We start from the raw sequence: 22464 nt of genomic DNA, 5'->3' as shown, positions 1-22464 counted from the left end.
AACCCGGTGAATACGGGCAACTGCCGAGTTCTCCGCCACGCTACTTTAGGTCACATGCGTGCGATAGTGATTTCCGAACCCGGTGGACCTGAGGTTTTGGCCTGGCAGGAAGTGCCCGACCCGCGTCCCGCCGCAGGTGAGGTGGTCATCGACGTCGCCGCGTCGGCCGTCAACCGGGCGGACCTGCTCCAGCGCCGCGGCTTCTACCCGCCGCCGCCCGGCGCCTCCGAGATTCCCGGGCTGGAGTGCTCCGGAGTGATCATAGAGGTCGGTGAGAGCGTCCCGCACCTCGCGCCGGGCGACCGGGTCTGCGCCCTGCTCGCCGGCGGCGGATACGCCGAACGGGTGGCGGTCCCCTGGCAGCAGGTGATGCCGGTGCCGGAGGGGATCGCGCTGGACGAGGCCGCCGGCCTCCCCGAGGTCGCCTGCACGGTGTGGTCGAACGTGTTCATGACCGCCCGCCTGAGGAAGGGCGAGACCCTGCTCGTCCACGGCGGCGCGAGCGGCATCGGCACCATGGCCATCCAGCTCGCCAAGGCGTACGGCTCCCGCGTGCTCGTGACGGCGGGCTCGCCGGAGAAGATCGAGCGGTGCCGCGAGCTGGGCGCGGACGAAGCCGTGAACTACCGCGAGGAGGACTTCGCCGAGCGGTTCGAGGGCCGGGCCGACGTCATCCTCGACATCATCGGCGCGAAGTATCTGCCGGGGAACCTCCGCGCCCTCGCCACCGGCGGACGGCTGGTCGTCATCGGCATGCAGGGCGGCACGAAGGGCGAGCTCGACCTCGGCATGCTGCTCGCCAAGCGGGCGGCGGTCCACGCGACCGCCCTGCGCAGCCGGTCGGCCGACGACAAGGGCGTGATCTGCCGCGGCGTCGTCGACAACGTCTGGCCGCTGGTCGCGGCCGGGTCCGTACGGCCCGTGGTGCACGAGCGGATCCCCCTCGACCAGGCCGCCCGCGCCCACCAGGCGCTCGAAGAAGGGGAACACGTCGGCAAACTCCTGCTGGTCAGGTGAGTTAGGTTGGATCGGGTCGGGAGTGCCTGACGACGCCGCCCCGTCGCACGGCAGGGCCATGGTTCGGCAGGCACGACCTGGCACGGTGTGCCCCAGCGGAGCGAATCAGGAGTTGTAAGCGATCGATGAACGCAGACGAGAGCACGCCGCAGATCGTGGTCGTGGGGCCGCAGGGCCTTTCGGTCTCCGGCGGCAACGGTAAGGGCGAGCACGAGGAGCGGTCCGTCGCCGACCTGGTGGAGCAGCCCGCCAAGGTGATGCGGATCGGCAGCATGATCCGCCAGCTGTTGGAGGAGGTGCGGGCGGCTCCTCTCGACGAGGCCAGCCGCAAGCGGCTCAAGGACATCCACCAGAGCTCCATAAAGGAGCTCGAGGAGGGCCTGGCGCCCGAACTGGTCGAAGAGCTGGAACGGTTGTCCCTGCCGTTCAGCGACGAGAGCGGCACCGCGCCCAGTGACGCGGAGCTGAGGGTCGCGCACGCCCAGCTCGTCGGCTGGCTGGAGGGCCTGTTCCACGGCATCCAGACCACGCTGTTCGCCCAGCAGATGGCCGCCCGGGCGCAACTGGAGCAGATGCGCCGCGCACTCCCCGGCGGCATGGGCCAGGCCGTTCAGGACGACCAGGGCCACCGCGCGGGCGGCCCCTACCTCTAGACCCCCCGGTACCCGCTGACTCAGAACAGGGTCTCGAGCACGACCGCCACACCGTCGTCGTTGTTGGCCGCCGTCACGTGATCGACGGCGGCCAGCACGTCGGGGTGGGCGTTCGCCACCGCGTACGAGGTGCCGGCCCAGGTCAGCATCGGCAGGTCGTTCGGCATGTCGCCGAACGCGACCACCTCTGCGGGCTTGATCCCCCGCTCCTCGGCCAGCGTGGCCAGCGCCGTGGCCTTCGTCACACCGTGCGCGCTCATCTCGATCAGCGCCCGCCCGCTGGAGTGGGTCGGGGTCACGATGTCACCGACGATCTCCACCACCCCGCGGTGCAACTCGTCGGGGTCCATCGAGGGATGCTGCGCGAGCAGCTTGGCGCACGGCCGGGCCGTCAGCGCCGAGATCGCCAGCTCCCGGCCGAAGGACAGCTCCCGGGCGTCCCACCCGCCCAGCGGGTAGTCGGCCTCGTGCGCGAAGCCCCCCTCGTACTCGACGGAGAACGTGAGATCCGGCACATGCCGCCGCAGGCGGGCGACGCACTCCTCGAGGATGTCGGCCGCGATCAGGTGCGACTCGACGATCTCCTCGGTGTGGAGGTCGTACACGAGCGCGCCGTTCGCGCAGATCGCGAGCCCGCGGTGCCGTACGGCTCCCGCGACGGTGTGCATCCACCGCGGCGGCCGCCCGGTGACGAAGACGAGGGTGCCGCCCGCCTCCTCCACCTGGGCGAAGGCGGCGGCCGTACGAGGAGAGATCGTGCCGTCGGTGCGCAGAGCTGTGCCGTCGAGGTCTGTGGCGACGAGGCGGGGGCAGGTCATGACAGGTTCCAGTGTGCACCGAGATACGCCATGGCATGTCCTCGGCCACCCCCCGGGCGAGAAATCTCCCCCAGACGTGGAACACCAACGGGCTACATAGTGTTAGATGTGAAGGCGTTGTATTAGCTGTTCCCGTAGCGAAAACCAGTTTGACTGTATGAGCCACCCGGGGAGCTGTGCGACACACCCGGGGTCCACGAGGTGTGGTCCCCAAGATTCACTTCCTTAGGGAGAGCAGTAATGGCTCAGGGAACCGTCAAGTGGTTCAACGCTGAGAAGGGCTTCGGCTTCATCGCACCGGACGGCGGCGAGCCCGACGTGTTCGTGCACTTCTCCGCGATCACGGGCAGCGGCTACCGCAACCTGGAGGACGGCCAGCGGGTCGAGTTCGAGGTCATCGCCGGTCCGAAGGGTCCGCAGGCTTCGAACGTCCGCGGCCTCTGACCTGACGTGACGAAGGCGGGGCTCGCCTGGCGAGCCCCGCCTTTCGCATGCCCGGGGGCGCTCATGCCGGGCGGAGCGGGACCGCCGGGCCCCGGAGCCTGACGCGAGGTCGCACCGGAGGAGAGCCGGGCCCGGCCGGCCGCGAGCGGCGGGGCCGATGCCGGCCGGACAACCGAAAGCCTTCGCGCGTGAAAGTTTCACTCGCGCGGCCTTCTCCGCGCGCAAATCGCGTCCGAACTGAGAGATTTACATCACACCTGACGCCCCTGCCGCCAAGGGCGGCTTTCGCACTCTCTGGGGCCCTCGGCCGCACTTTCCGTCACCAGGGCCGGTCGGCGCCCCGCGCGAATCCCAGCAGCCGGGACTTTCTCACGATGAGACACGAAGACCTCCGGACCTGGCGGTCGCCCGCCACGCCGGAGGTCCCTCGTGGGCAGTCCGCTAACGAGACAGCGGCTCCAGGACGTCGAGCCCCACGTACGGCCGCAGCGCCTTGGGCACGACCACCGAGCCGTCGGCCTGCTGGTGGTTCTCCAGGATCGCCACGATCCAGCGGGTGGTCGCGAGCGTGCCGTTGAGGGTGGCCACGTGCTGCGGCCTGCCGTCCTCGTCCCGGAAGCGCACCTTCAGGCGACGGGCCTGGAAGTCGGTGCAGTTGGAGGTGGAGGTGAGCTCACGGTAGCGGCCCTGCGTGGGCACCCAGGCCTCGCAGTCGTACTTGCGCGCCGCCGACGAGCCGAGGTCGCCGCCCGCCACGTCGATCACGCGGTAGGGGACCTCGACCTTCTCGAGCATCTCCTTCTCCCAGGCCAGGAGCCGCAGGTGCTCCTCGTGGGCGTCCTCGGGACGGCAGTAGGAGAACATCTCCACCTTGTCGAACTGGTGCACCCGGATGATCCCCCGGGTGTCCTTGCCGTACGACCCGGCCTCGCGGCGGAAGCAGGACGACCATCCGGCGTACCGCAGCGGCAGCGACGCCCGGTCGAGGATCTCGTCGGAGTGGTAGGCCGCGAGCGGCACCTCGCTGGTGCCGACCAGGTAGAGATCGTCGGCCTCCAGCCGGTAGACCTCGCTCGCGTGGGCGCCGAGGAAGCCGGTGCCCGCCATCGCCTCGGGCTTGACCAGCACGGGCGTGATCATCGGCGTGAAGCCGGCCTCGACGGCCTGCTGGATCGCCATGTTCAGCAGCCCGAGCTGGAGCCGCGCGCCGACGCCCTTGAGGAAGAAGAACCGGGCGCCGGAGACCTTGGCCCCGCGCTCGGTGTCGATCGCGCCGAGCAGCTCGCCCAGCTCGACGTGGTCGCGGGGCTCGAAGTCGAAGACCGGCTTCTCGCCGACCTCCTCCAGCACCACGTAGTCGTCCTCGCCGCCGGCGGGCGCGCCCGCCTCGACGATGTTCGGCACGGTGATCAGCAGCTCGTCGAGCTCACTCGCCAGCGCGGCGGCCTCGGCCTCGGCCGCCTTCACCTGCGCGGCCAGTTCCTTCGCGCGGTCGAGCAGCGCCTGGCGCTCGTCCCCGGACGCGCGGGACACCGACTTGCCGATGCTCTTCTGCTCGGCGCGCAGCGACTCGAAGTTGTTGAGCGCGGCACGGCGGCGCTCGTCGAGCGACAGCAGGGTCTCCACGACCGAATCGTCCTCGCCGCGGACGCGCTGCGACGCCCGGAGCCGGTCAGGGTCCTCACGAAGGGTTCGCAGGTCAATCACGGCTCAAAGGCTACCGGAGCCGGTGTGGCTTCCGCCCGTCAAGCGCGACCGGCGCGGATCTTCGCGAGCCAGTCGGCGGCCTCGGCGAAGGCCGCGTCCGCCGTACCCTCCTTGATCTGCGTGAGAACCCGGTCGGCGCGCGGATAGCTGCCGAGGAAGCGCACCTCGTCGCAGAGCCGGTGCAGGCCGGCGACGGCCTCCCCGACGCGGGCGTCGGCGATGTGGCCCTCGAGATCGAAGTGGAAGAAGTAGCGGCCGATGCCGTCCCCGGTGGGACGCGACTCGATGCGGGTCAGGTTGACCCCGCGGACCGCGAACTCGCTCAGCATCTCCAGCAGCGCGCCCGGGTGGTCGTCGCGGAGGAAGGCCACGAGCGAGGTGCGGTCTGCTCCGGTGGGCTCGGACAGCCGCCCCGGACGGTTCACCTTGATGAACCGGGTGACGGTGTCGGAGCGGTCGCCGATGTTCGAGGCGATCGCGTCCAGCGCGTAGTACTCCCCGGCGATGGCCGGGCTGATCGCCGCGTCGTACGGAGACTCGGGAGAGGCGACCTCCTGGGCGGCGGCGGCCGTCGACGACGCCGCGATCACCACGGCGCCGGGCAGCTCACGCTCGATGTACCCACGGCACTGCGTGTGGGCCGCCGGGTGGGTGATGACCCGCTTGATCTGCCCCAGCTCGGTGCCGGGCCGCACCAGCAGGGAGAACTCGACCGGAAGCAGCCACTCGCCGGTGATGTGGAGCGGCCTGCCCCCGGCCAGCTCGTCGAGGGTCTGCGTGATCGCCCCCTCCACCGAGTTCTCCAGCGGGACGACCGCGCCGTCCGCCTCACCGTCGCGGGCGGCGTCGAGCGCGGCTCCGACGTTGGCGCAGGGCAGGCGCTCGGCGTCCGGCTCCAGGAGTCGCAGGGCCGCCTCACAGAAGGTGCCCTGAGGCCCCAGGTACGCGAGCTTCGACATGCCCTCAAGGGTATCCGCAGGTTCGTGTGGCGAGCATGCGGAAACGCCCTCTGTGGAAAACCGTACGATCCCGCTTGCCCTGTGGACGGCCCGCGTCGGCGCTGGTCAGCGGGGACCCGGTGCGTCAGCGGGAGACACGGTGCGTCAGCGGGGGACGCGGTGCCTCAGCGGGAGACCTGAGACCTGGTGCCTCAGCGGGGGACGCGGGTGCGTCAGCGGGGGACGCTGCGCGTCAGCGGGGGACACGATGCGGCTCGGCCTCGGGCCCGATGCCGAGTCTGGCGGCCCACACGGCGTGCTCCTCCTCCGGCGACAGCGGCTGCACTCCCTTCCCTCCGCGTACGGCACGGGCGTACGTGCGGGTCTCGGTGCGTCCGTTGATCGACGTCAGCACGATCCCGTCGCCGAAGCCGTTGATGAGCGCGACCGAGAACGACAGCCTGCCGGTCATCTCGTCGAGCGCGTCGTACCGGTACAACGCCACGTCGCGGATCGCCCTGCTGTCCACCTGTCCCTCGACGGCGGCCCGCCTGGCGAGGACGTCCAGGCACTCCCGCACACTGCGGCGGGCGGCGCGCAGCGCGATCAGGCCGACGGCCACGCCGGTCGCACCCGCCAGGACACCGGCCATCTCCACAACGGTAACCAGCACGGCACCGAGCGTAATGAGTCGGTCAAGTCGCCGCAGCGGGAACGGCGACAGCGGCCCGCCGTCGCGGCAACCAGGAGCCGAGGAGCCAGACCAGGCCGATCGCGCCGAGCCCGAACGCGTTCTGCACGATCTTCCCCGCGACCGGGCTGAGCACGGGGATCTCCAGCGCCTTGAGCGCCACTCCCCACCACGGGATGGGCAGCACGTAGTACAGCCACACGCCCGCCGCGACCAGCAGCCGGACCGGATCGCGCCCCGACCCCGCGAGGGCCGCGAGCACGACCACGACCCAGGCGATGTGGTGGATCCAGGCCACCGGCGACAGCAGCACCGCCATCAGCCCGGTGAGCGCCACCGCGGTCGTCACGTCGCCGTCCAGGTGTGCCCGGCGGGCGCGGCGGAAGCCGTACCAGCCGATCGCGGCGACGGCGGCGAGCCAGACGACCGAGGTCAGCCAGTCAGGCAGGTAGAGCCTGAGCAGCATGCCGCGCAGCGACTGGTTGGTGGTGGCGGCGTTGGCGCCCAGCCGCTCGGAGTCGAGCAGCGCCCCGAACCAGAAGTCCCGGGCGTCGTCGAAGATCACCAGGAACGGCAGCAGCGTGAGCAGGGCCGCCGTGAACACCGCCATGAGGAAGGCCCTGCGCTCTGCAGTGCCGCCCTCCCGGGGCGGGAACGCGGTGAACGCCAGGTAGACGAGGAACACGCCGGGGGTGAGCTTCACGGCGGTCGCGAGGCCGATCAGCATCCCCCGTGGCCACCACGGCCTGCGCGCCACGCAGTCGAGCAGGCACAACGCCAGGAGGAACAGATCCACCTGGCCGAACCTGAACTGGTCCCTGATCGGCATGAGATACGTGCACGCGGCGCACAGCACGGCGAACAGCAGCGGCGCGGCCAGGGCGCCGCGTACACCGTCCAGGAAGGCCCGGAAGGCGTGCCGGACGGTCACGGCGAGGACGGCGACGATGGCGGCCGTCCACACCCACTGCGCGACCGGCCACGACATCAGGGCGAGCGGCACCGCCAGCATGGCGGCCACCGGCGGGTAGGTGAACGGCAGCAACTGGGGAGCCGGCGTGATCACGTCGTAGACGGGCAGGCCCCGCAGCAGCGCCCAGCCGCCCGTACGGTAGACGTCCAGGTCCACCAGACGCTGGTCCTCCGGATTGGTCAGCCAGTAGGCGATGAGCGGCGCGGCCGCGGCGGCCACCGCCACGAGGGCGAGCGCCCACGCCCAGGCGGGCCGGCGGGCCCCGGCGATCCGGCCAGTCGTCATGATTAGGCAGGTTACCGTGGAGGACCGCGGCCGCACCGTCGTCGATCATGAGGAGCGCGGAACAGTGCCACCTGGTTCAGCACCGCCTCCGGCCGGCCCGGCGAACCGGCCCGCCCGGCGTGGTGCGCTTGCGGGGCTCTTCGCGTCGCTGCTGATGCTCCTCGTCGCGGCCCTCGTCCTGCCCGCCGCTCCCGCGTCGGCGTCGGGACGGGCCGCCGCCGTGACGGGCCGGGTCGTGCTGATCGGGGTGCCCGGGCTCCGCTGGGACGACCTCGACCCGCGGCGGACCCCCGCGCTGTGGGATCTGGCCGGCCGCGGCTCCAGCGGGTCGCTGTCCACGAGGGCCGTCCCCCCAGAGGGGCTGCCGGTGACCTGCCCGGCCGCCGGATGGCTCACGGTGTCCGCGGGCCAGCGGGCGGGGGCTCCGGGCCCGGGCTGCGCGCCCCTCCCCGGACCCGTCGGCGCCGCCGGCGGCACGGCGACGATCCCGGACTGGTCCGAACTGGTCGCCGTGCAGCGGGCCGGCCCCTTCAAGGCCCGGCTCGGGCTCCTCGCCGACGCCGTGACCGCCGCCGGGGGACGGATCGCGGCCATCGGCCCGGGGGCGGCCCTGGCCGCCGCCGACTCCTCCGGCAGGGTCGCGACGTACGCCGCGACCCCCGCCGCACTGCCGGACTTCACGCCGTACGCCCTCGTCGTCGCCGAGGCGGCGGGGATCACCGGCGCCGAAACCGACGGGCAGGCGCGCCGGGAGGCCGTGAGCGCGGCCGACCGGACCGTCGCGGAGGTGCTCGCCAAGATGCCCGCCGGCTCGGCCGTGCTCGTGGCGGGGCTGTCCGACTCCCCCGGCCGCGGCGAGGGCTCCACCGCCCACCTGCACGTCGCGATCGCCGCGGGCGGGCCGTACGGGCACGGGTGGCTGACCGCCGCATCGACCCGGCAGCGGGCACTGGTCACTATCACCGATGTCACGTCGACGGTCACCCACCTGCTCGGCGTCCCCACGCCCGAGGGCGCGGTCGGCAGGCCGTGGTCGGGCGACGGCGCGGCGCCGCCCGTGGCCGAGGCGGCCCGCGAGCTCGCCGACGCCGACCTGGCGAGCCAGATGCTCAGGGAGGTCAGGGAGCCCTTCTTCATCACGCTGGTCGCCGCGCAGTTGCTCTTCTACGCCCTGGCCGCGGTCGTGGTCAGGCGTCACCGGCGGATGCTCACCACCACGCGGGTGGTGGCGACGGTCAGCGGCGCCCTCCCGGTGTCGATCTTCCTGGCGCAGCTCGTGCCGTGGTGGGCCTTCGCGCACCCGATGCCCGCCCTGCTCGGCACGATCCTGGCCTTCGCCGCCCTGGTGACGGGGCTCGCGTACGCCGGGCCGTGGCGCCGCCACGTGCTGGGCCCGCCGGCCGTGGTCGCCGGGGTCAGCTCGCTCGCGCTCCTCGCCGACGTGGTGACGGGCTCGCGGCTGCAGGTGAACGCGGTGGCCGGGTACGAGCCCGTGACCGGCGGCCGGTTCTACGGCTTCGGCAACATGGCCTTCGCCGTCTACTCGACGGGCACGATCCTGCTCCTGGCGGCCGTCGCCCACGCGCTGCGCGGTCGGCCGAGGCTCGCCGTGGCCGTCTGCACGGCGTACGGCCTGCTCGCGATCGCGGGGGACGGCTGGCCGACGTGGGGCGCGGACTTCGGCGGGGTGCCGTCGTTCGTCCTGGGCGTGGCGGTGTGCGTGCTGATGGCCGCGGGCGGGCGGGTGTCGGTCCTCCGGCTCGGGCTGATCGCCGCGGCGGGGGTCGTGCTCATCGCGGTGATCGCGGTGCTCGACTGGCTGCGGCCCGCCGACCGGCGTACCCACCTGGGGGCCTTCGTCCAGCAACTCGTCTCCGGCGAGGGTGGTTCGGTCGTCGGGCGCAAGCTCGGGGCGATGCTCCACACGCTGGGCAACCTGCCGCTGACGCTGCTGTCGCTGGTCGCGCTGGCGTTCCTGTTCCTCGTGCTGGCCCGGCCGTCGCGGTGGGGCGCCGCCGCGCTCAGCCTGGCGTACGAACGGGTCCCGGAGTTGCGGGCCGGGCTGATCGGCGCGCTGACCGCGGCGTTCGCCGGGTTCCTGATCAACGACTCGGGGATCGCGATCCCGGCGATGGCCCTGACGGTCGCGGTGCCGCTGGCGCTCGCGGCGTCCGTACGCGCGCTGCAGACCGCGCCGCCCACCACAACAGCGCGATCGTCAGCGCCAGCAGAAGCGAAGGCGCCACCCAGGCCCTGACCACGTCGACGAGCCACCCCAGGTCGTGCGGCTGATCCGCCTGGCGCGCGGGCAGGTAGGCCAGCGAGAGCACGGCGAGCCGGGCGACCAGGAACGCCTCCAGGCCCGGCCAGGCGACCAGGGCCAGCAGCGCGAACCCCAGCCCGTCGTACCACGGCAGCGCGTACGGCGTGGCGAACAGCCAGGCCACGGCGACGGCGAGGGCGACCGCCGGCCCCTCACGGTCCGCGGCCGGGCGTCCCCGCACCAGGAGGACGGCGAGCGCGGCCAGCAGGAGCAGCGACCCGGCCTGGATCCACGCCCGGTAGGCCCCGGGACCGAACAGCGCCTGCAGCGCCCTCTGCGCGAGCTTCCACGGCGTGGCGAGCGAGACCGACTTGCTGGCGTTCAGCAGCTGGTCGAGCGCGTGGGGCCCGGCCAGCAGGTACGCCACGAGCACGGTCAGCGTCGCCAGCCCGGCGACCAGGGCGAGCCGCCGGGGGCTCCTGCGCAGCTCCCACGCCGTGCCCAGCGCCACCACGCCCACGGTGGCCTTGACCGCGACGCCCAGGCCGAGCGGCACGCCCCGGCGGGCGGCCAGCCCGGCCACGACGAACGCGATGGCCACGGTGTCGAGGTGCATCCCGGCCACGAGCTCGTAGACGACCAGCGGGTTGGCCGTCCACAGCAGGGCCGCGCGGCGCTGCCGTACGGGATCGCCGGCGGCGGCCCGGTGGAGCAGCAGGCCGGTGGCGACGAACGCGGCGGCGTTGACCAGGGCCATCACGAAGACCGTCAGCCGGACCGACTCGCCTCCCGCGTGGCTCGCCAGCGCCTGCACAGCCGTCGCGACCGGACCGTACACGCTGGGCGTCCTGGTCCACTCCTCCACCCGGCCGACGACGGGATCGGCGGGCAGGTCGGCGGGCACGGTCACGTACGGGTCGTAGCCGAGGGCCGCCATCCGGCCGTACGCCGCGTAGTTGAGGTGGTCGGCCGACCCGGAGGGCGGCAGGAACGCGAGGACCGCGGCGGCGGCGCACCCGGCGACGACCAGCGTGCGCGCCCGCGGCATCCGGCCGGGGTACGCGAGGCCGGCGGCCAGGCCGAGCGCGCCGAGCACGAGCGCCGCGGCGGCCAGGGCGACGACGAGGTGGCCGCCCGGCGCGAGGCCGAGGGAGTAGGGAGGCTGCCACGGCCGCCCAGGGAGTCCGGGCACCATCGCGGACGGCCCGAGGGCGCCGATCGTGATCGTCAGGAGGATCGACAGGCCGCCGGCGGCCGGGGCCAGCCGGGCGGCGGTCCGCGCGCGCCCCCGAGAATCCACTCGAGAATTCCACCACATCGGCCCGCGACGCCGGCGAAGTCACCGGTCCCGGCCTGCCGGGCGCGCGCCGCCGCAGCGGCTCAGCGGCCCGGCTCAACGGCGCGGCTCGACGGCGCGGCTCAGCGGCCCGGCTCAACGGCCCGAATCAACGAATCAACGAATCAACGAATCAACGGCTCCGCGCACTCAGCGGCTCAGCGGCTCAGCGGCGCGGCGGGCGGAGGGCGGAGCGTGCCTGGCCCACGGCGGGCTCGCGGGCGGCGAGGGCCAGGCCGACGTCGCGCAACTGCCGGGCCCTGTGCAACTGGGAGCGCCAGTCGGTGCCGGTCGCCCGGTGCGACATCTCGACCTCGACCTCGACCACCCGGAAACCCTTCCTCAGCAGGTCGACGGTCAGGCCGGTCTCGACGCCGAAACCGTGCGCGAGCGGCCGGCCCGCCTCGAACGCGGCCCGGGTGAGACACCGCTGCCCGTTGAGCGGCTGGGTGGCCTCCCAGCCGGTGAGCCGCTTGATGCCGTCACGGGCCAGCCGTACGACCATGCCGTGCCCGCCGAGCTTGACCCTGGTCGTGAACGCCGCGACGGTCATGTCGGCCTCGCCGTCACGCACCGGCGTAATCAACGGGAGGGCCGCCGCCGCGGTCTCACCCAGGTCGGCGTCGAGGAACAGCAGGTGCCGGGGATGCTCCTCGTCGAGGAGGCGCACGGCCTCGGCCCCGCTCTCCATCGCCGCGGCCTTGCCCCGGTTGCGGCTGTGCCGTACGACCCGGGCGCCCGCCGCCCTGGCCACCCGGCCGGTCTCGTCGGACGAGCCGTCGTCGACCACGACCACGAGATCCACGCCGGGCAGCTTCAGGGCGGCGGTCACGGTGGCGCCGATCCGGTCGGCCTCGTCCTTCGCCGGGATCACCACCGCGGTGTCCGGCTCGGGCAGTGCCATTTCCCCCATGCGCCTAGCCCTGGTGCTCGGCCGTGAGCAGATCGGCGGGCACCGTGTCGTGCACGGTGAACACCGAGTCCAGCCCGGTGACCTGCAGAATCTTGCGTACCGCCGGTCTCGGCGCCGCCACCTCCAGCGTGCCGCCCCGCTCGCGCAGCCGCTTGAGCGCCGACAGCAGCACGTTCATGCCGGTGGAGTCGCAGAACTCCACTCCGGACATGTCGATGACCACCCGGTCCGGCCCGGTCTCCAGCAGGCGGGTGAACTCCCCCTGCAGCCGGGGCGCGGTATATAGGTCGATTTCGCCGAAGACGGCCATGACGGCCTGACCGGCGTGGGATTGCGTCGCGACTTTGAGCTCCACGAGGCGCACACTAGCGTCGTCCCGGCCTCGGGTCACGCTCCATCGGATTCGTCGAAGAGTCGTCCGCCCTTTGTCCCCGATTCCGGCCCCATGCAAACGGTGAGTGCGCGAAGCTTGACGCTATGCGACACCGGCGTCGCCGGATGGAGGGCCCGGAACCTCCGCGTCTTGGTCGTCACTTCGCAAAGGAGGGCGGGCGCCGAGCACAGCGGGCCCGAGAGCAGATGAACACTGAGATACCCGAGGATCCCCAGCGCCGCGTGCTGCGCGAGCATCTGGAGACCATCCAGGTGCGCACCGAGAAGGCCTCGTCGTGGCGCGAGGCGGCCGAGCCGCTGCGCGGCCTGGTCAACCGCGAGGGGTACGTCCCGGTCAGCGCCCGCCTGGCGACCGAGGACCTCGACTTCCTCGCGGAGGCCCGCGAGGAGCTGCTGAGCTTCTCCGAGCTCGGCATCCGGCTGCTCGACCTGCACCAGCCCAGGGACGCGGGCGGCATCTCGAGCGACCCGGCCAACCCGATCCTGCGGTGCCGGAGCTGCATGTGGCGCTGGCCGTGCCCGACGTTCCGGGCCATGGCGGAGGCGTTCGCCCCGCGCCGTCGGGAGGCCGCCCCCGACATCCCCCCGTGGCGCGGCCAGCTGGAGCCCCAGGGCGAACCGTGACCTCGCCGGCCTGCGCTTTCCTGCGGCTTCGCGCGGCGCCAAGAGCCGGCGAAGTCGTCGTTAAGCGACCGCCATGGAGGCGCTCCTAACTTCCCCTGTGTAAGGGCCGGCGTACGGAGACGTACGCCGGCCGACACAGGAGAGGACCGCAGGGCCCGGACGCGGAAGGGCCTTCAGGTCCTGGATGGGAAGAGCGTCATGAAAGTGGTCTACAAGGTCCTGGCCTCACTCGTCGCCGCCGAGGTCGCCGTGCAGGCGATGATGGTCGTCCTCGGCGACGCAGGCCTGTTCAAGTACGTCGAGCAGGGCGGCGTGATCGACAAGGCGACCGCGGAGAGCGGGGGGATCCAGTTCCCCGAGTTCTTCGCCTTCGTGGTCCACGGCGTGAACGGGATGATGGTCATCCCTGTGATCGCGCTGCTCCTGCTGATCTCCTCGTTCTTCGCCAAAATCCCCGGGGCGGTCAAGGGGGCCGCCCTCGTGGTCCTGCTCGTCGTGGTCCAGGTCTCCCTCGGTCTCCTCGGCCACCAGATTCCCGCTTTGGGCGCACTGCACGGCCTGAACGCGCTGCTGCTGTTCAGCGCGGCCGTCCACGCCGCACGCCGCGGGCGCGGGGCGGCGAACGCGGAGGTGAGCGACCCGGACCGGCCGGGCGCCCGCGTCGAGACCGTCGTCTGACGTCGATTCGATGGACAGGACTCGCCGTCGCGGCACCCGCCTGCGCCTCGCCCTGGCGGGCGCCGCGACCATCGCCCTGCTCGGCCCGCTTGCCTGGCTCTGGCAGGCCAGCCTCATGCCGGGTGCGTACTCCGTCATGGACATGGGGTACGCCGACTACGGCGGCGCCCTGACCCACGTGGCCGGCACTTCAGAGCACGCGGAGCACTCACAACACTCGCAGCACTCAGGCCACAGCGCCGGACACAGCGCCGGACACAGCGCCGGACACAGCGCCGGACACACCGGGCACGGCACACCGGCGCGCAGCCTGACGTCGTTGACCGCCGACCCGGACCGCGAGGCCGACGTCGCCATCACTCTCGTCGCCCGCAAGCAGCGGTTCCGGCTGCCCACCGGCCGCTCGGTGGACGGCTACACCCTGAACGGCACCTCGCCCGGCCCCGTCATCCACGCGACCATCGGGCAGTTGGTGCAGGTCCGCCTGGTCAACGAGTCGGTGCCGGACGGCGTCACGCTGCACTGGCACGGCGTCGACGTGCCGGGCGCCGCCGACGGCGTCGCCGGTGTCACCCAGGACGCGGTCCGTGTGGGCGGGTCGTTCACCTACCGCTTCGTCGCCGGCCAGGCAGGCACCTTCTGGTACCACTCCCACCAGGTCTCCCACGAGCAGGTACGCCGCGGCCTCCTGGGCGCCCTGGTGGTCGCCCCGGCGCGCCCGCCCGCCGGCGCCGTCGACGTCGTGGCGCTGATGCACCTCTACGACGGAGCCCGCACGATCAACGGGCGGGAGGGCGACGTGCGCACCGAAGCCCGGCCCGGCGAGCGGGTGCGGGTGCGGGTGATCAACACGGAGAACGGCCAGACGCCCGTGTGGGTCGGCGGAGCCCCGTTCCGGCTCGCCGCCGTCGACGGCACCGACCTGCACGAACCCGCACCCGTGCGGGACACCGCCGTACTGGTCACGGCGGGCGGCCGCGCCGACATCGAGGTGACCATGCCCGGGGACGGCTCGCCGGTGCGGGTCCACGTCGGCGGCCCGACCGGTGTGGTGCTCGGTTCACGGTCGTACGACGCGCCCGCCGTCCCCCGGCCCGCGATCGCGCTCGACCTGCTCTCCTACGGCACGCCGGCCCCGCTGGGGCTCGACGCGGACCGGCCCGACCGGCGGTTCGACTACGAGATCGGGCGCCGCCCCGGCTTCCTCGACGGACGTCCGGGGGTCTGGTGGACGATCAACGGCCACATGTTCCCCGACGTGCCGATGTTCATGGTCGCCGAGGGCGACGTGGTGCGGGTGCGCATCGTCAACGACAGCGGCGAGCCGCACCCGATGCACCTGCACGGCCACCACGCCGTGGTGCTGAGCCGGGACGGCGTGCGGGCGACGGGCAGCCCGTGGTGGGTGGACTCGCTCGAGGTCGGCGCCGGCGAGACGTACGAGATCGCCTTCGTCGCCGACAACCCCGGCATCTGGATGGACCACTGCCACAACCTGCCGCACGCGACCGAAGGTCTCGTCGCCCACCTCATGTACGAGGGGGTCAGCACGCCCTTCACCGTGGGCGGGACCGCCGCGAACGAGCCGGAGTGAGCCTCAGGCCGACGGCAGCGTGATCTCGAAGCGGCAGCCGGGACCCTCGTTGACCACGCCGATCCCGCCGTCGTGGGCCTCCACGATGCCGCGCGCGATCGCGAGGCCGAGCCCGGCGCCGCCGTCGGGGCCCGGCGTCCGCGCCGCCTCGCCGCGGAACGCGACGTCGAAGACCCGGGGAAGGTCCTCCTCCGGGATGCCGCCGCAGCCGTCGAGCACGGACAGGCGGGCGGTCGTCCCTTCGGTCACCGCCCGCACGACGACCGTCCCCCCGACCGGCGTGTGGCGGATGGCGTTCACCACCAGGTTGCGTACGGCCCGGCCGAGCTGCCCGGCGTCGGCGTACACCGGGACGCGCGGGTCCGCCTCCCCGGTCAGGTGCACGCCCCCGGCGCGGGCCAGCGGCTCGACCGCGGCGAGGGTGTCCGCGACGAGGTCGCCGAGCCCCGTGCGGGTGAGCGTGGGCCGCAGCGCGCCCGCGTGGATCCGCGACAGCTCGAACAGGTCCTCCACCATCCCGGCGAGCCGGTCGACCTCCACCCTGATCTGGACGTGATAGCGCTTGACGGTCTCGGGGTCGTCGGCCACCCCGTCCTCCAGCGCCTCCACCATCGCCCGCATGCCTGCCAGGGGGGTGCGCAGGTCGTGGCTGACCCACGCGACCAGTTCGCGCCGCGCGCTCTCCAGCGCCCGCTCCCGCTCGCGACCCAGCCGCAGCCGCTCGTACGCCTGCTCAAGCGTGGTGCTGATGGTCTGCAGCTCGGCCGGGAGCGGCGTGGGCGGCGGGACGAACCGGCCGGAGGGCGGCACGCTCTCCAGCGCGCCGACGAGGCTCCTGCTGGCGCGCACCACCGTCCGGGCGTTCACCAGGGCGACGCCGAGCCCCACCAGGCCGCCGATGCCGACGACGGTGAGCACGATGTTCTTCGGCCGCCCGTCGATGATCATGGCGAGCGTGATGGCGACCACCCCGGCCAGCGTCGCGGAGACCGTCACCGCCGCGACGACCGCGAGCATCACGCCGATCGACCGGCGGCGCAGCACCCGCAGCAGCGCCAGGCCGAGGGCCGCGATGACGAGACCGAGCCCGGCGGCGACCGCGACGATCTGGACGATCACGACAGCGGTTCGTAGCGGTAGCCGACGCCCCAGACCGTCACGATCCGGTGCGGGTCGGTGGGATCGTCCTCGATCTTCTCCCGCAGCCTGCGCACGTGGACCGTCACGGTGGAGGAGTCGCCGAACGACCAGCCCCAGACCTGGTCGAGCAGGGCCGTACGGCTGAACGCCTGGCGGGGGTTGCGCAGCAGGTAGACGAGCAGGTCGAACTCGCGCGCGGTCAGGGTGATCTCCTTGCCGCCCAGGCGCACCTCGTGGGCGCCGACGTCGACCACCAGGTCGCCGTCGCGCAGCACGCCGGTGCCGGTGGGCACCAGCGCGCCCCGGGCCCGCCGCAGCACGGACTGCACGCGCAGGGCCAGCTCGCGTGGGCTGAACGGCTTCGTCACGTAGTCGTCCGCGCCGGTCTCCAGGCCGACAACCCGGTCCATCTCCTCCCCGAGGGCGGTCAGCATGATCACCGGGACGGGCCGGCGCTCCCGCAGCTTCCGGCAGACCTGCAGGCCGTCGAGCTTGGGCAGCATCAGGTCGAGCACCATCAGGTCGGGCGGGTCGGCCAGAGCCCGGCGCAGCGCCTCGGCGCCGTCGCCCACGCACTCGACCTCGTGCCCGTCGCGTTCCAGATAGCGGGCCACCACCTCGGCGACGGTGGGGTCGTCTTCCACCACCAGGACGCGGGCGGGATTCTGGGAAGTTCTCGAGGAGGGCACGTCCCCACGGTAAGTCCGGCGGGCGGCCCGGCGAAGCGCCGTCACCGCCCCGTAAGAACCGCCGCTCGCGGCGGCCGTCGCGCTTCCGGAAGAACACGCACTTCGTGGACACGGCCGCCCTGCACGGCGCGTCACCACATCAGGGGGACGACACTCCCGCGGTACGCAGGTCCACAATGCTCCGGCGCTCTCGTGCGGGAGGTGTCGTGGCGTCCAGGGGCGGCACTCCGATGGCCGTCATCGTGAGGATCCGCCAGCCGGGCCTGACGCCGAGCCGGGTGTGCAGCCCTTCGAGGTCGAAGGCGCGAAACTGCCTGCAGGACAGGCCCATCGCATGGGCCTGCACGGTCATATGGGCCACCGCCTGGCCGAGGTCGTAGTCGGCGAACTCGGAGTAGAGCAGGCCGCTGTCGTCGGCCTCGCGATGGGCCAGGTTGACGACCAGCGCGCTGGCATCGGGCGCCCACCGGCGCGAACTGCCGGCGAGGTGTTCCACGAGTTGCCCGTGCCCGTCCTCTCCCCGGCGGCGCAGATGGAACGACCAGGGCTGCGCGTTACCGGCAGACGGAGCCCACCGGGCCGCCTCCAGCAGGGTTTCGACGTCCGAGCCGGACAGCCGATGGTGCGGATCGAAGCGCAGCGGACTGAAACGCCCCTGGAGGGCCGGTGTGAGTTGCGGAAGGTTCATACCTCAACCAGTGGGACCGGGTCGTGTGCGCCGCGCGGCCGCGTCAGGAACGCCACGAGTCGGGTGATTTCACGGTGATCAAGCGGAGCCTACGGCGCATGCGGTGAAGGTAGCCGATGAGACCACAGGGACCGGCAGGGGAGCCCTGACTTTCTGTTGATGAACTGCCGCCGAACGCGATGATTCACGTGAAACCTCATGAATCACGGGTATGCGAACCGATTCTGGATCAAGACAGTGTCTGACAGACGCCGCCCGTCGCGAGCGCGGATTCAGTGGATCATCGCAGGGCCGAGGACGGTCGAACACGATCAAGCTCGCGGTTGTCGGTCCCACCGCGTACCTTGTGGCTATGGCCCGTACCGTACTGACCGTACTGGGGATCCTCCTGGCCCTCTGGCTGGTGTTCGGATTCGTGATCCCCGCCCTGTTCGCGACGCTGAAGTTCCTGCTGATCATCGGCATCATCGCCCTCGTCGCCGTGGTCGTCGTCACCGTCGTCGGGAAGCTGTCCCGCTGACGTGAACGCGCTCCAGGCCGCCATCGGATCGCTCCTCTGGCTGCTGGCCGAGTTGGCCGCCGGGTCCCCGGGCCCCGGCGCGCTGACCGCGGTCGGCCTGGCCGGCGTGGCCGTCCTGGTGTTCGCCTGGATGCTCTGCCGGCTGGCCGGCGTCCCCGTTCTGCGTCAGGGGCCGGGCAGGCCGTCGTACAACGGTGAGACGGCGATGGTCAGGCTGCGTGATCCCGGCACGCCTGGCCGTCCCCGTCCCCGCGCACCATCAGGAAGCCCCGCGCTCGTCTGACCGGCGATCCGGTGACGAGCGCTTTCGTCATGCCCTCATTCACCGGCAACAGGTCACAGACGAAAGGCTTCCCATGTTCGACTTCGTGCTCGGCCCCGCCTACCGGCTCATCGACGCGCTCAGCCACCTCACCGGCGCCGGACTCGCGATCGTCCTGGTCACCCTCGCCGTACGGCTGTCGCTGCTGCCGCTGAGCGTCCGCGTCGCGCGGGCGCAGCGGATCCGCATGCGGCTCGCACCACAGGTGGAAGGGCTGCGCACGCGGTGGAAGAACGACCCGCAGCGGCTCCTGCGCGAGGTCGACGCGTTGTACGCCAAGGAGGGCGTGGGCCAGTTCACCGGCTTTCTCCCGGCGTTCGCGCAGTTGCCGTTCTTCACGGTGACCTACCGGCTGTTCACGGCGGCCGTCATCGCGGGGCACCCGAACCTGCTGCTGGCGCAGAGCGTGCTCGGCGTGCCGCTGGGGGAGCACCTCTCCGCCGTGCTTGCCGGGGCGGGCCTGGTCAGCCCTGTCGCCGGAGTGTTCGCCGCGCTGCTCGGGCTGCTCGTGGCCGTGGCCGTGATCGCCGCCCGCCGGGTCGAGCCCACTGCGCCGATGCGGCGCCTGGCGGTCCTGATGCCGTTCTGGACCGTGCTCGCCGCGGCCTTCCTCCCGCTCGCGGCGGGCGTCTACCTGCTCGTGAGCAGCGCCTGGACGACGGCCGAGCGGGCCGTGCTCCACCCGCGCACGGCCTGACCCCGGATCGGTGGAATGCTGGCGGGCGTGATCCGTGACCACGCGATCGTGACCTGGGCGGCCGGGGACGACGGCCGGGAGGACCTGCGGGCGCTCCTGGCCGCCTACCACCTGCGGACCGAGGCCGAGAAGGGCGTCCCGGCGGCCGACGCGACGCGCCTGCCCGAGCGCTACCGGGCGGAGGTCGAGGACCCGGGCGCGGCGTTCGCGGACGACGTCGTGCTGGTCGCGCGCCGCGGCGACGCCGCGATCGGCTGCGTGGTGCTCGCGGCGCCCGCCGGCGGACGGGCCGAGATCAAACGCCTGTGGGTGGACCCGGACGAGCGTGGCAGGGGCGTGGCCGCCGCGCTCGTCCGCGCCGCGCTCGCCCGGGCGCACGCGACCGGCCTGCGGTCGGTACGGCTGTCGGTGTGGCGGTGGCGCACGACGGCGATCGCCCTCTACGAGCGGCTCGGGTTCACCGTCACCGCGTCGTGGGACTCCCGCGACGACCTGATCTGCATGGAGCACAGCCGGCCCTGATGCCCGGCCACGCGGCGTGAGCGCGCGTCAGCCGACCTCGCGCAGCACCGGAATATCGGACAGCTCGGCATGCCCATTCTGGTCGGGCCATGAGGCGGGCACGACGGCCCAGACGGTGGTCGCCTCCTCCTCATGCCGGACTCCCCAGCGTTCTGCGAGGTACTCCACGATGCCGAGCCCACGGCCGCCGAGGGACGACAGCGTCGGGCGGCCCGCGCGGGGCTCCGTACACGCGCCGCCGTCGCTCACGGCCACCTCGACCTGGCTGTCCGAGCAGACCCAGGCCACTTTGAGCCGGCCGCACGGAAGAGGATGGGCATGGCGCAGCGCGTTGCTCAGCAGTTCACTCATGATCAACACGACGTCGTCGACCGCGGAGGCGAGCAGCCCCGCGGTCGAAAGCTCGGCGCTGAGGCGCTGACGTGCGACGGCGACGCTCGACGGTGCGTACGGCAGCATCACGACGCTCGACGCACTCACCTCCCCCTGACCCCCGTATCTGCTGCACGAGCAACTACGACCGAAATGCCCCGCTCACTCGGCCGGGAAACCGTGCCCCGCATCACAGCTTGTGCACATTGGACAATAGATCAGTCCTTAAGTGGTGACGCCACGCTCCGATCTGTCCTGTCAGGATGAAGATTCCGCCGAGTTCAGCACCAGTCGCATCCGCGTCCCCCCACCGGATCGGGGCAGCGCGGCGACGTCCCCGCCCTGGGCCCGGGCGAGGTTGCGCACGATGTAGAGCCCCAGCCCGACTCCACCGAACCTGCGCCGGTTGCCGCTGTCGGCCTGGACGAACCGCTCGAAGATCCGCTCCCGGTCGCCCGGCGCGATTCCCACTCCCTCGTCGTCCACCACCAGCACGACCCGGTCGTCCTCCGGCCACGCCTCGACCCGGATCAGGCCGCCGTCGGGGGAGTACTTGAACGCGTTCTCCAGCAGCTGGGCCAGGAGGATGTCGGTGGCCAGCGCGTCGCCGTACACGAGGGGGAGATCGGGCGGGATGTCCACCTCCAGCCGGTGCCGGTCCGACAGGACCGGCAGCCCGAGCGTCGCCGCGTGGACCCGGGCGGCCAGGTCGAAGGGCTCGACCCTGACCTTCAGCTCCTCCGCGCCCGCCCGCGCGCCGAGCAGGAGATGGTCCATGAGCTGCCCGAGCGAGCGGGCGCGCTCGGCGATCGTGTGGACCGCCGACCGCCGCTCCACGTCCGCCAGGTGGTCCCAGCGGGAGTCGAGCGTGCTGGCGAAGCCGTGCACGATCGTGATCGGCGTACGCAGTTCGTGGCTGGTGGTGGCGAGGAACAGGTCCTTGGCCTCCTCCAGCTCCTTGGCCCGGGTCACGTCGCGGAAGTCGACGACGGTCTCCCCCGTCTCCCGGATCTCCGCGCACAGCACGTCGAGCCACCGGCCGGACGGGAGCTGGAAGGTGAGCTTCTCGCCCGGCGCCGGCAGCGGGAAGGGCGGCGGCCCGCCGATCACCCGCTCCGCCGGGTGGCCGGTCAGCTCGGCCGCGGCCGGATTCCACCGCACGACCGCCCCCGCGCCGTCCAGCACCGCGATGCCGTCGGCGCTGGCGTCGAAGACCGCCCGTTCGTGGGCGCGCTGCCGCACCGCGTCCTGGTAGGCCGTCGCGTTGGCGACCGCGATGCCGGCGTGCCCGGCGAGCAGTTCGAGCAGTTCGAGCTCCAGATGACTCGCCTTGCGCCGGGCGAACAACGCGTAGAGCGCTCCATAGGGACGTCCGCCGACGGCGGCGATGCCGACGGCGATCGTGTGCAGGCCGGGCACGCGCGCCCAGATCAGGTCCGGGAAGCCCTCCGGGCCGGTCTCCAGCAGCACGGTCTTGCCGGTGCGCAGCAGCTTGGCGACCAGGCTCGTGTGCAGGTCGGCGGTGGCCCCGCGCAGTGTCTCGGGCAACCGGTGGACGCCGACCAGGCGCAGCCGCTCCCCCTCGATGGACACGAAACCGCCGGCGTCGGCGCCGGTCAGCTCGGTCAGGCTCGCGGCGATCCGGTCGAGCACGACGGGCAGGTCGAGTTCGGCGTTGATGTCGCCCACCACGTCGGTCAGCCGCCGCACCAGGCGGGCGCGGCGCACCATCCTGCCGTGCGCCGCGTCGTCGTCCTCGGCGGCGTGGTAGACGTTCACGTACCCCAGCAGGACGCCGGCCGGGGAGCTCAGCGCGCTCGTGTCCACCCGCAGGTCGAGCAGCCGCCCGTCGCGGTGGAGACGTTTGGTGGTCAGCGACACCCGGCCGCCCGCGCGTACGCGTTCGAGCACGGCGTTGTGCTCGGCCATCAGCTCGTCGGGCACGATCGGCGCCCGCCTGCCGAGCAGCTCGGCCGCGGGCCAGCCGAACATCCGCTCGGCCGCCGCGTTCCAGCTCAGCACGGCCAGGTCGCGGTCGAGCGCGACGATCGCGTCGGGGGAGCCGGCCAGGACCGCGCGCGCGAGGCCCTCCTCGACGTCGCCCCCGTGGAGACCCGCGCCTGAGCCACCACCCGGCTGCATGTCGAATTCGCCCGCGAGCACGTCCGCGGCGTCAGCGGCCGCGGG

Annotated in this window: 23 protein-coding genes and 1 pseudogene; 11 read left to right on the top strand and 13 right to left on the bottom strand. The window is 72.5% G+C overall.

From position 1 onward, the window contains the following. Positions 1 to 54 precede the first annotated feature (54 nt). A complete protein-coding gene (locus HHX41_RS05805) occupies positions 55 to 1017 on the top strand; it encodes an NAD(P)H-quinone oxidoreductase (RefSeq protein ID WP_169984018.1) in 963 nt (320 codons plus the stop codon). A gap of 125 nt (positions 1018 to 1142) precedes the next feature. Continuing rightward, the gene (locus tag HHX41_RS05800; RefSeq protein WP_182905081.1) at positions 1143 to 1670 is read left to right on the top strand and encodes a bacterial proteasome activator family protein; all 528 of its coding nucleotides are present in this window, start codon (positions 1143 to 1145) and stop codon (positions 1668 to 1670) included. A 20-nt stretch (positions 1671 to 1690) separates the two neighbouring features. On the opposite strand, the gene HHX41_RS05795 is transcribed toward HHX41_RS05800, so the two are convergent. Next, the gene (locus HHX41_RS05795) at positions 1691 to 2488 is read right to left on the bottom strand and encodes an HAD family hydrolase (RefSeq protein ID WP_182905080.1); all 798 of its coding nucleotides are present in this window, start codon (positions 2486 to 2488) and stop codon (positions 1691 to 1693) included. 240 nt (positions 2489 to 2728) lie between these two features. Between HHX41_RS05795 and HHX41_RS05790 the strand changes: the two genes are divergently transcribed. Then, complete coding sequence (locus tag HHX41_RS05790; protein WP_041952879.1) at positions 2729 to 2932, top strand: cold-shock protein; 204 nt, start codon at positions 2729 to 2731, stop codon at positions 2930 to 2932. A gap of 441 nt (positions 2933 to 3373) precedes the next feature. Here HHX41_RS05790 and serS read toward each other — a convergent pair whose 3' ends face one another. From serS to HHX41_RS05770, 4 genes are all read right to left on the bottom strand, one after another. After that, complete coding sequence (serS, locus tag HHX41_RS05785) at positions 3374 to 4639, bottom strand: serine--tRNA ligase (RefSeq protein WP_182905079.1); 1266 nt, start codon at positions 4637 to 4639, stop codon at positions 3374 to 3376. Between the two features lie 38 nt (positions 4640 to 4677). Then, entirely contained in the window at positions 4678 to 5598 is a 921-nt protein-coding gene (pheA, locus tag HHX41_RS05780; RefSeq protein ID WP_169984014.1) for a prephenate dehydratase, read from the bottom strand. Between the two features lie 232 nt (positions 5599 to 5830). Continuing rightward, positions 5831 to 6250, bottom strand: a complete 420-nt coding sequence (locus HHX41_RS05775) for a DUF4446 family protein (protein ID WP_182905078.1) — start codon at positions 6248 to 6250, stop codon at positions 5831 to 5833. 22 nt (positions 6251 to 6272) lie between these two features. Continuing rightward, positions 6273 to 7526, bottom strand: a complete 1254-nt coding sequence (locus HHX41_RS05770) for a glycosyltransferase 87 family protein (protein ID WP_182905077.1) — start codon at positions 7524 to 7526, stop codon at positions 6273 to 6275. 154 nt (positions 7527 to 7680) lie between these two features. Here HHX41_RS05770 and HHX41_RS42220 point away from each other — a divergent pair, with 154 nt between their 5' ends. Beyond that, positions 7681 to 9783, top strand: a complete 2103-nt coding sequence (locus HHX41_RS42220) for a hypothetical protein (RefSeq protein WP_396794067.1) — start codon at positions 7681 to 7683, stop codon at positions 9781 to 9783. A gap of 571 nt (positions 9784 to 10354) precedes the next feature. On the opposite strand, the pseudogene mptB reads toward HHX41_RS42220, so the two are convergent. The 3 genes and pseudogenes from mptB to HHX41_RS05755 form a co-directional block, all read right to left on the bottom strand. Next, positions 10355 to 10837: pseudogene (gene mptB / locus HHX41_RS42215) on the bottom strand (polyprenol phosphomannose-dependent alpha 1,6 mannosyltransferase MptB); the annotation flags it as partial. Positions 10838 to 11291: 454 nt separating this feature from the next. Further along, complete coding sequence (locus HHX41_RS05760) at positions 11292 to 12038, bottom strand: glycosyltransferase (protein WP_249350322.1); 747 nt, start codon at positions 12036 to 12038, stop codon at positions 11292 to 11294. A gap of 4 nt (positions 12039 to 12042) precedes the next feature. Next, on the bottom strand, positions 12043 to 12393 hold the full coding sequence (locus HHX41_RS05755; RefSeq protein WP_169984010.1) for an STAS domain-containing protein: 351 nt from the start codon (positions 12391 to 12393) through the stop codon (positions 12043 to 12045). 224 nt (positions 12394 to 12617) lie between these two features. On the opposite strand from HHX41_RS05755, the gene HHX41_RS05750 reads away from it, so the two are divergent. The 3 genes from HHX41_RS05750 (at position 12618) to HHX41_RS05740 (ending at position 15327) form a co-directional block, all read left to right on the top strand. Continuing rightward, the gene (locus tag HHX41_RS05750; protein ID WP_249350321.1) at positions 12618 to 13055 is read left to right on the top strand and encodes a hypothetical protein; all 438 of its coding nucleotides are present in this window, start codon (positions 12618 to 12620) and stop codon (positions 13053 to 13055) included. Positions 13056 to 13253: 198 nt separating this feature from the next. Next, positions 13254 to 13733, top strand: coding sequence for a hypothetical protein (locus HHX41_RS05745; protein ID WP_182905075.1), 480 nt, complete (start codon positions 13254 to 13256; stop codon positions 13731 to 13733). 10 nt (positions 13734 to 13743) lie between these two features. Beyond that, positions 13744 to 15327: a multicopper oxidase family protein gene (locus HHX41_RS05740; protein WP_182905074.1), complete on the top strand. Its 1584-nt coding sequence runs from the start codon at positions 13744 to 13746 to the stop codon at positions 15325 to 15327. Positions 15328 to 15330: 3 nt separating this feature from the next. On the opposite strand, the gene HHX41_RS05735 is transcribed toward HHX41_RS05740, so the two are convergent. The 3 genes from HHX41_RS05735 to HHX41_RS05725 all read right to left on the bottom strand — a co-directional run bounded on the left by HHX41_RS05735 (position 15331) and on the right by HHX41_RS05725 (position 17844). After that, positions 15331 to 16446 carry an ATP-binding protein gene (locus HHX41_RS05735; protein ID WP_310741792.1) on the bottom strand — a complete coding sequence of 372 codons (1116 nt, stop codon included), beginning with the start codon at positions 16444 to 16446 and terminating at the stop codon, positions 15331 to 15333. Beyond that, a complete protein-coding gene (locus HHX41_RS05730; RefSeq protein WP_182905073.1) occupies positions 16443 to 17156 on the bottom strand; it encodes a response regulator transcription factor in 714 nt (237 codons plus the stop codon). The genes HHX41_RS05735 and HHX41_RS05730 overlap by 4 nt, the downstream gene beginning before the upstream one ends. 139 nt (positions 17157 to 17295) lie before the next feature. After that, positions 17296 to 17844, bottom strand: a complete 549-nt coding sequence (locus tag HHX41_RS05725; protein ID WP_182905072.1) for a nitroreductase family protein — start codon at positions 17842 to 17844, stop codon at positions 17296 to 17298. A gap of 352 nt (positions 17845 to 18196) precedes the next feature. Here HHX41_RS05725 and HHX41_RS05720 point away from each other — a divergent pair, with 352 nt between their 5' ends. The 4 genes from HHX41_RS05720 (at position 18197) to HHX41_RS05705 (ending at position 19905) form a co-directional block, all read left to right on the top strand. Further along, on the top strand, positions 18197 to 18364 hold the full coding sequence (locus HHX41_RS05720; RefSeq protein WP_182905071.1) for a hypothetical protein: 168 nt from the start codon (positions 18197 to 18199) through the stop codon (positions 18362 to 18364). A gap of 1 nt (position 18365) precedes the next feature. Beyond that, positions 18366 to 18647, top strand: coding sequence for a DUF6412 domain-containing protein (locus tag HHX41_RS05715; protein WP_169984008.1), 282 nt, complete (start codon positions 18366 to 18368; stop codon positions 18645 to 18647). A 73-nt stretch (positions 18648 to 18720) separates the two neighbouring features. Then, entirely contained in the window at positions 18721 to 19383 is a 663-nt protein-coding gene (locus HHX41_RS05710; protein ID WP_182905070.1) for a membrane protein insertase YidC, read from the top strand. Between the two features lie 27 nt (positions 19384 to 19410). Further along, positions 19411 to 19905: a GNAT family N-acetyltransferase gene (locus HHX41_RS05705; RefSeq protein WP_310741791.1), complete on the top strand. Its 495-nt coding sequence runs from the start codon at positions 19411 to 19413 to the stop codon at positions 19903 to 19905. Positions 19906 to 19932: 27 nt separating this feature from the next. On the opposite strand, the gene HHX41_RS05700 is transcribed toward HHX41_RS05705, so the two are convergent. Beyond that, positions 19933 to 20385 carry an ATP-binding protein gene (locus HHX41_RS05700; protein ID WP_310741790.1) on the bottom strand — a complete coding sequence of 151 codons (453 nt, stop codon included), beginning with the start codon at positions 20383 to 20385 and terminating at the stop codon, positions 19933 to 19935. Between the two features lie 150 nt (positions 20386 to 20535). Continuing rightward, positions 20536 to 22419 (bottom strand): PAS domain S-box protein, encoded by a 1884-nt coding sequence (locus tag HHX41_RS05695; protein WP_169984091.1) that lies wholly within the window; start codon positions 22417 to 22419, stop codon positions 20536 to 20538. Positions 22420 to 22464: the final 45 nt, after the last annotated feature.

The sequence above is a fragment of the Microbispora sp. H13382 genome (assembly GCF_014161445.1).
Classification (GTDB): Bacteria; Actinomycetota; Actinomycetes; order Streptosporangiales; family Streptosporangiaceae; genus Microbispora.
Note: the sequence above shows the minus strand (reverse complement) of the source record. Positions and strands in the feature narration are given on the sequence as shown.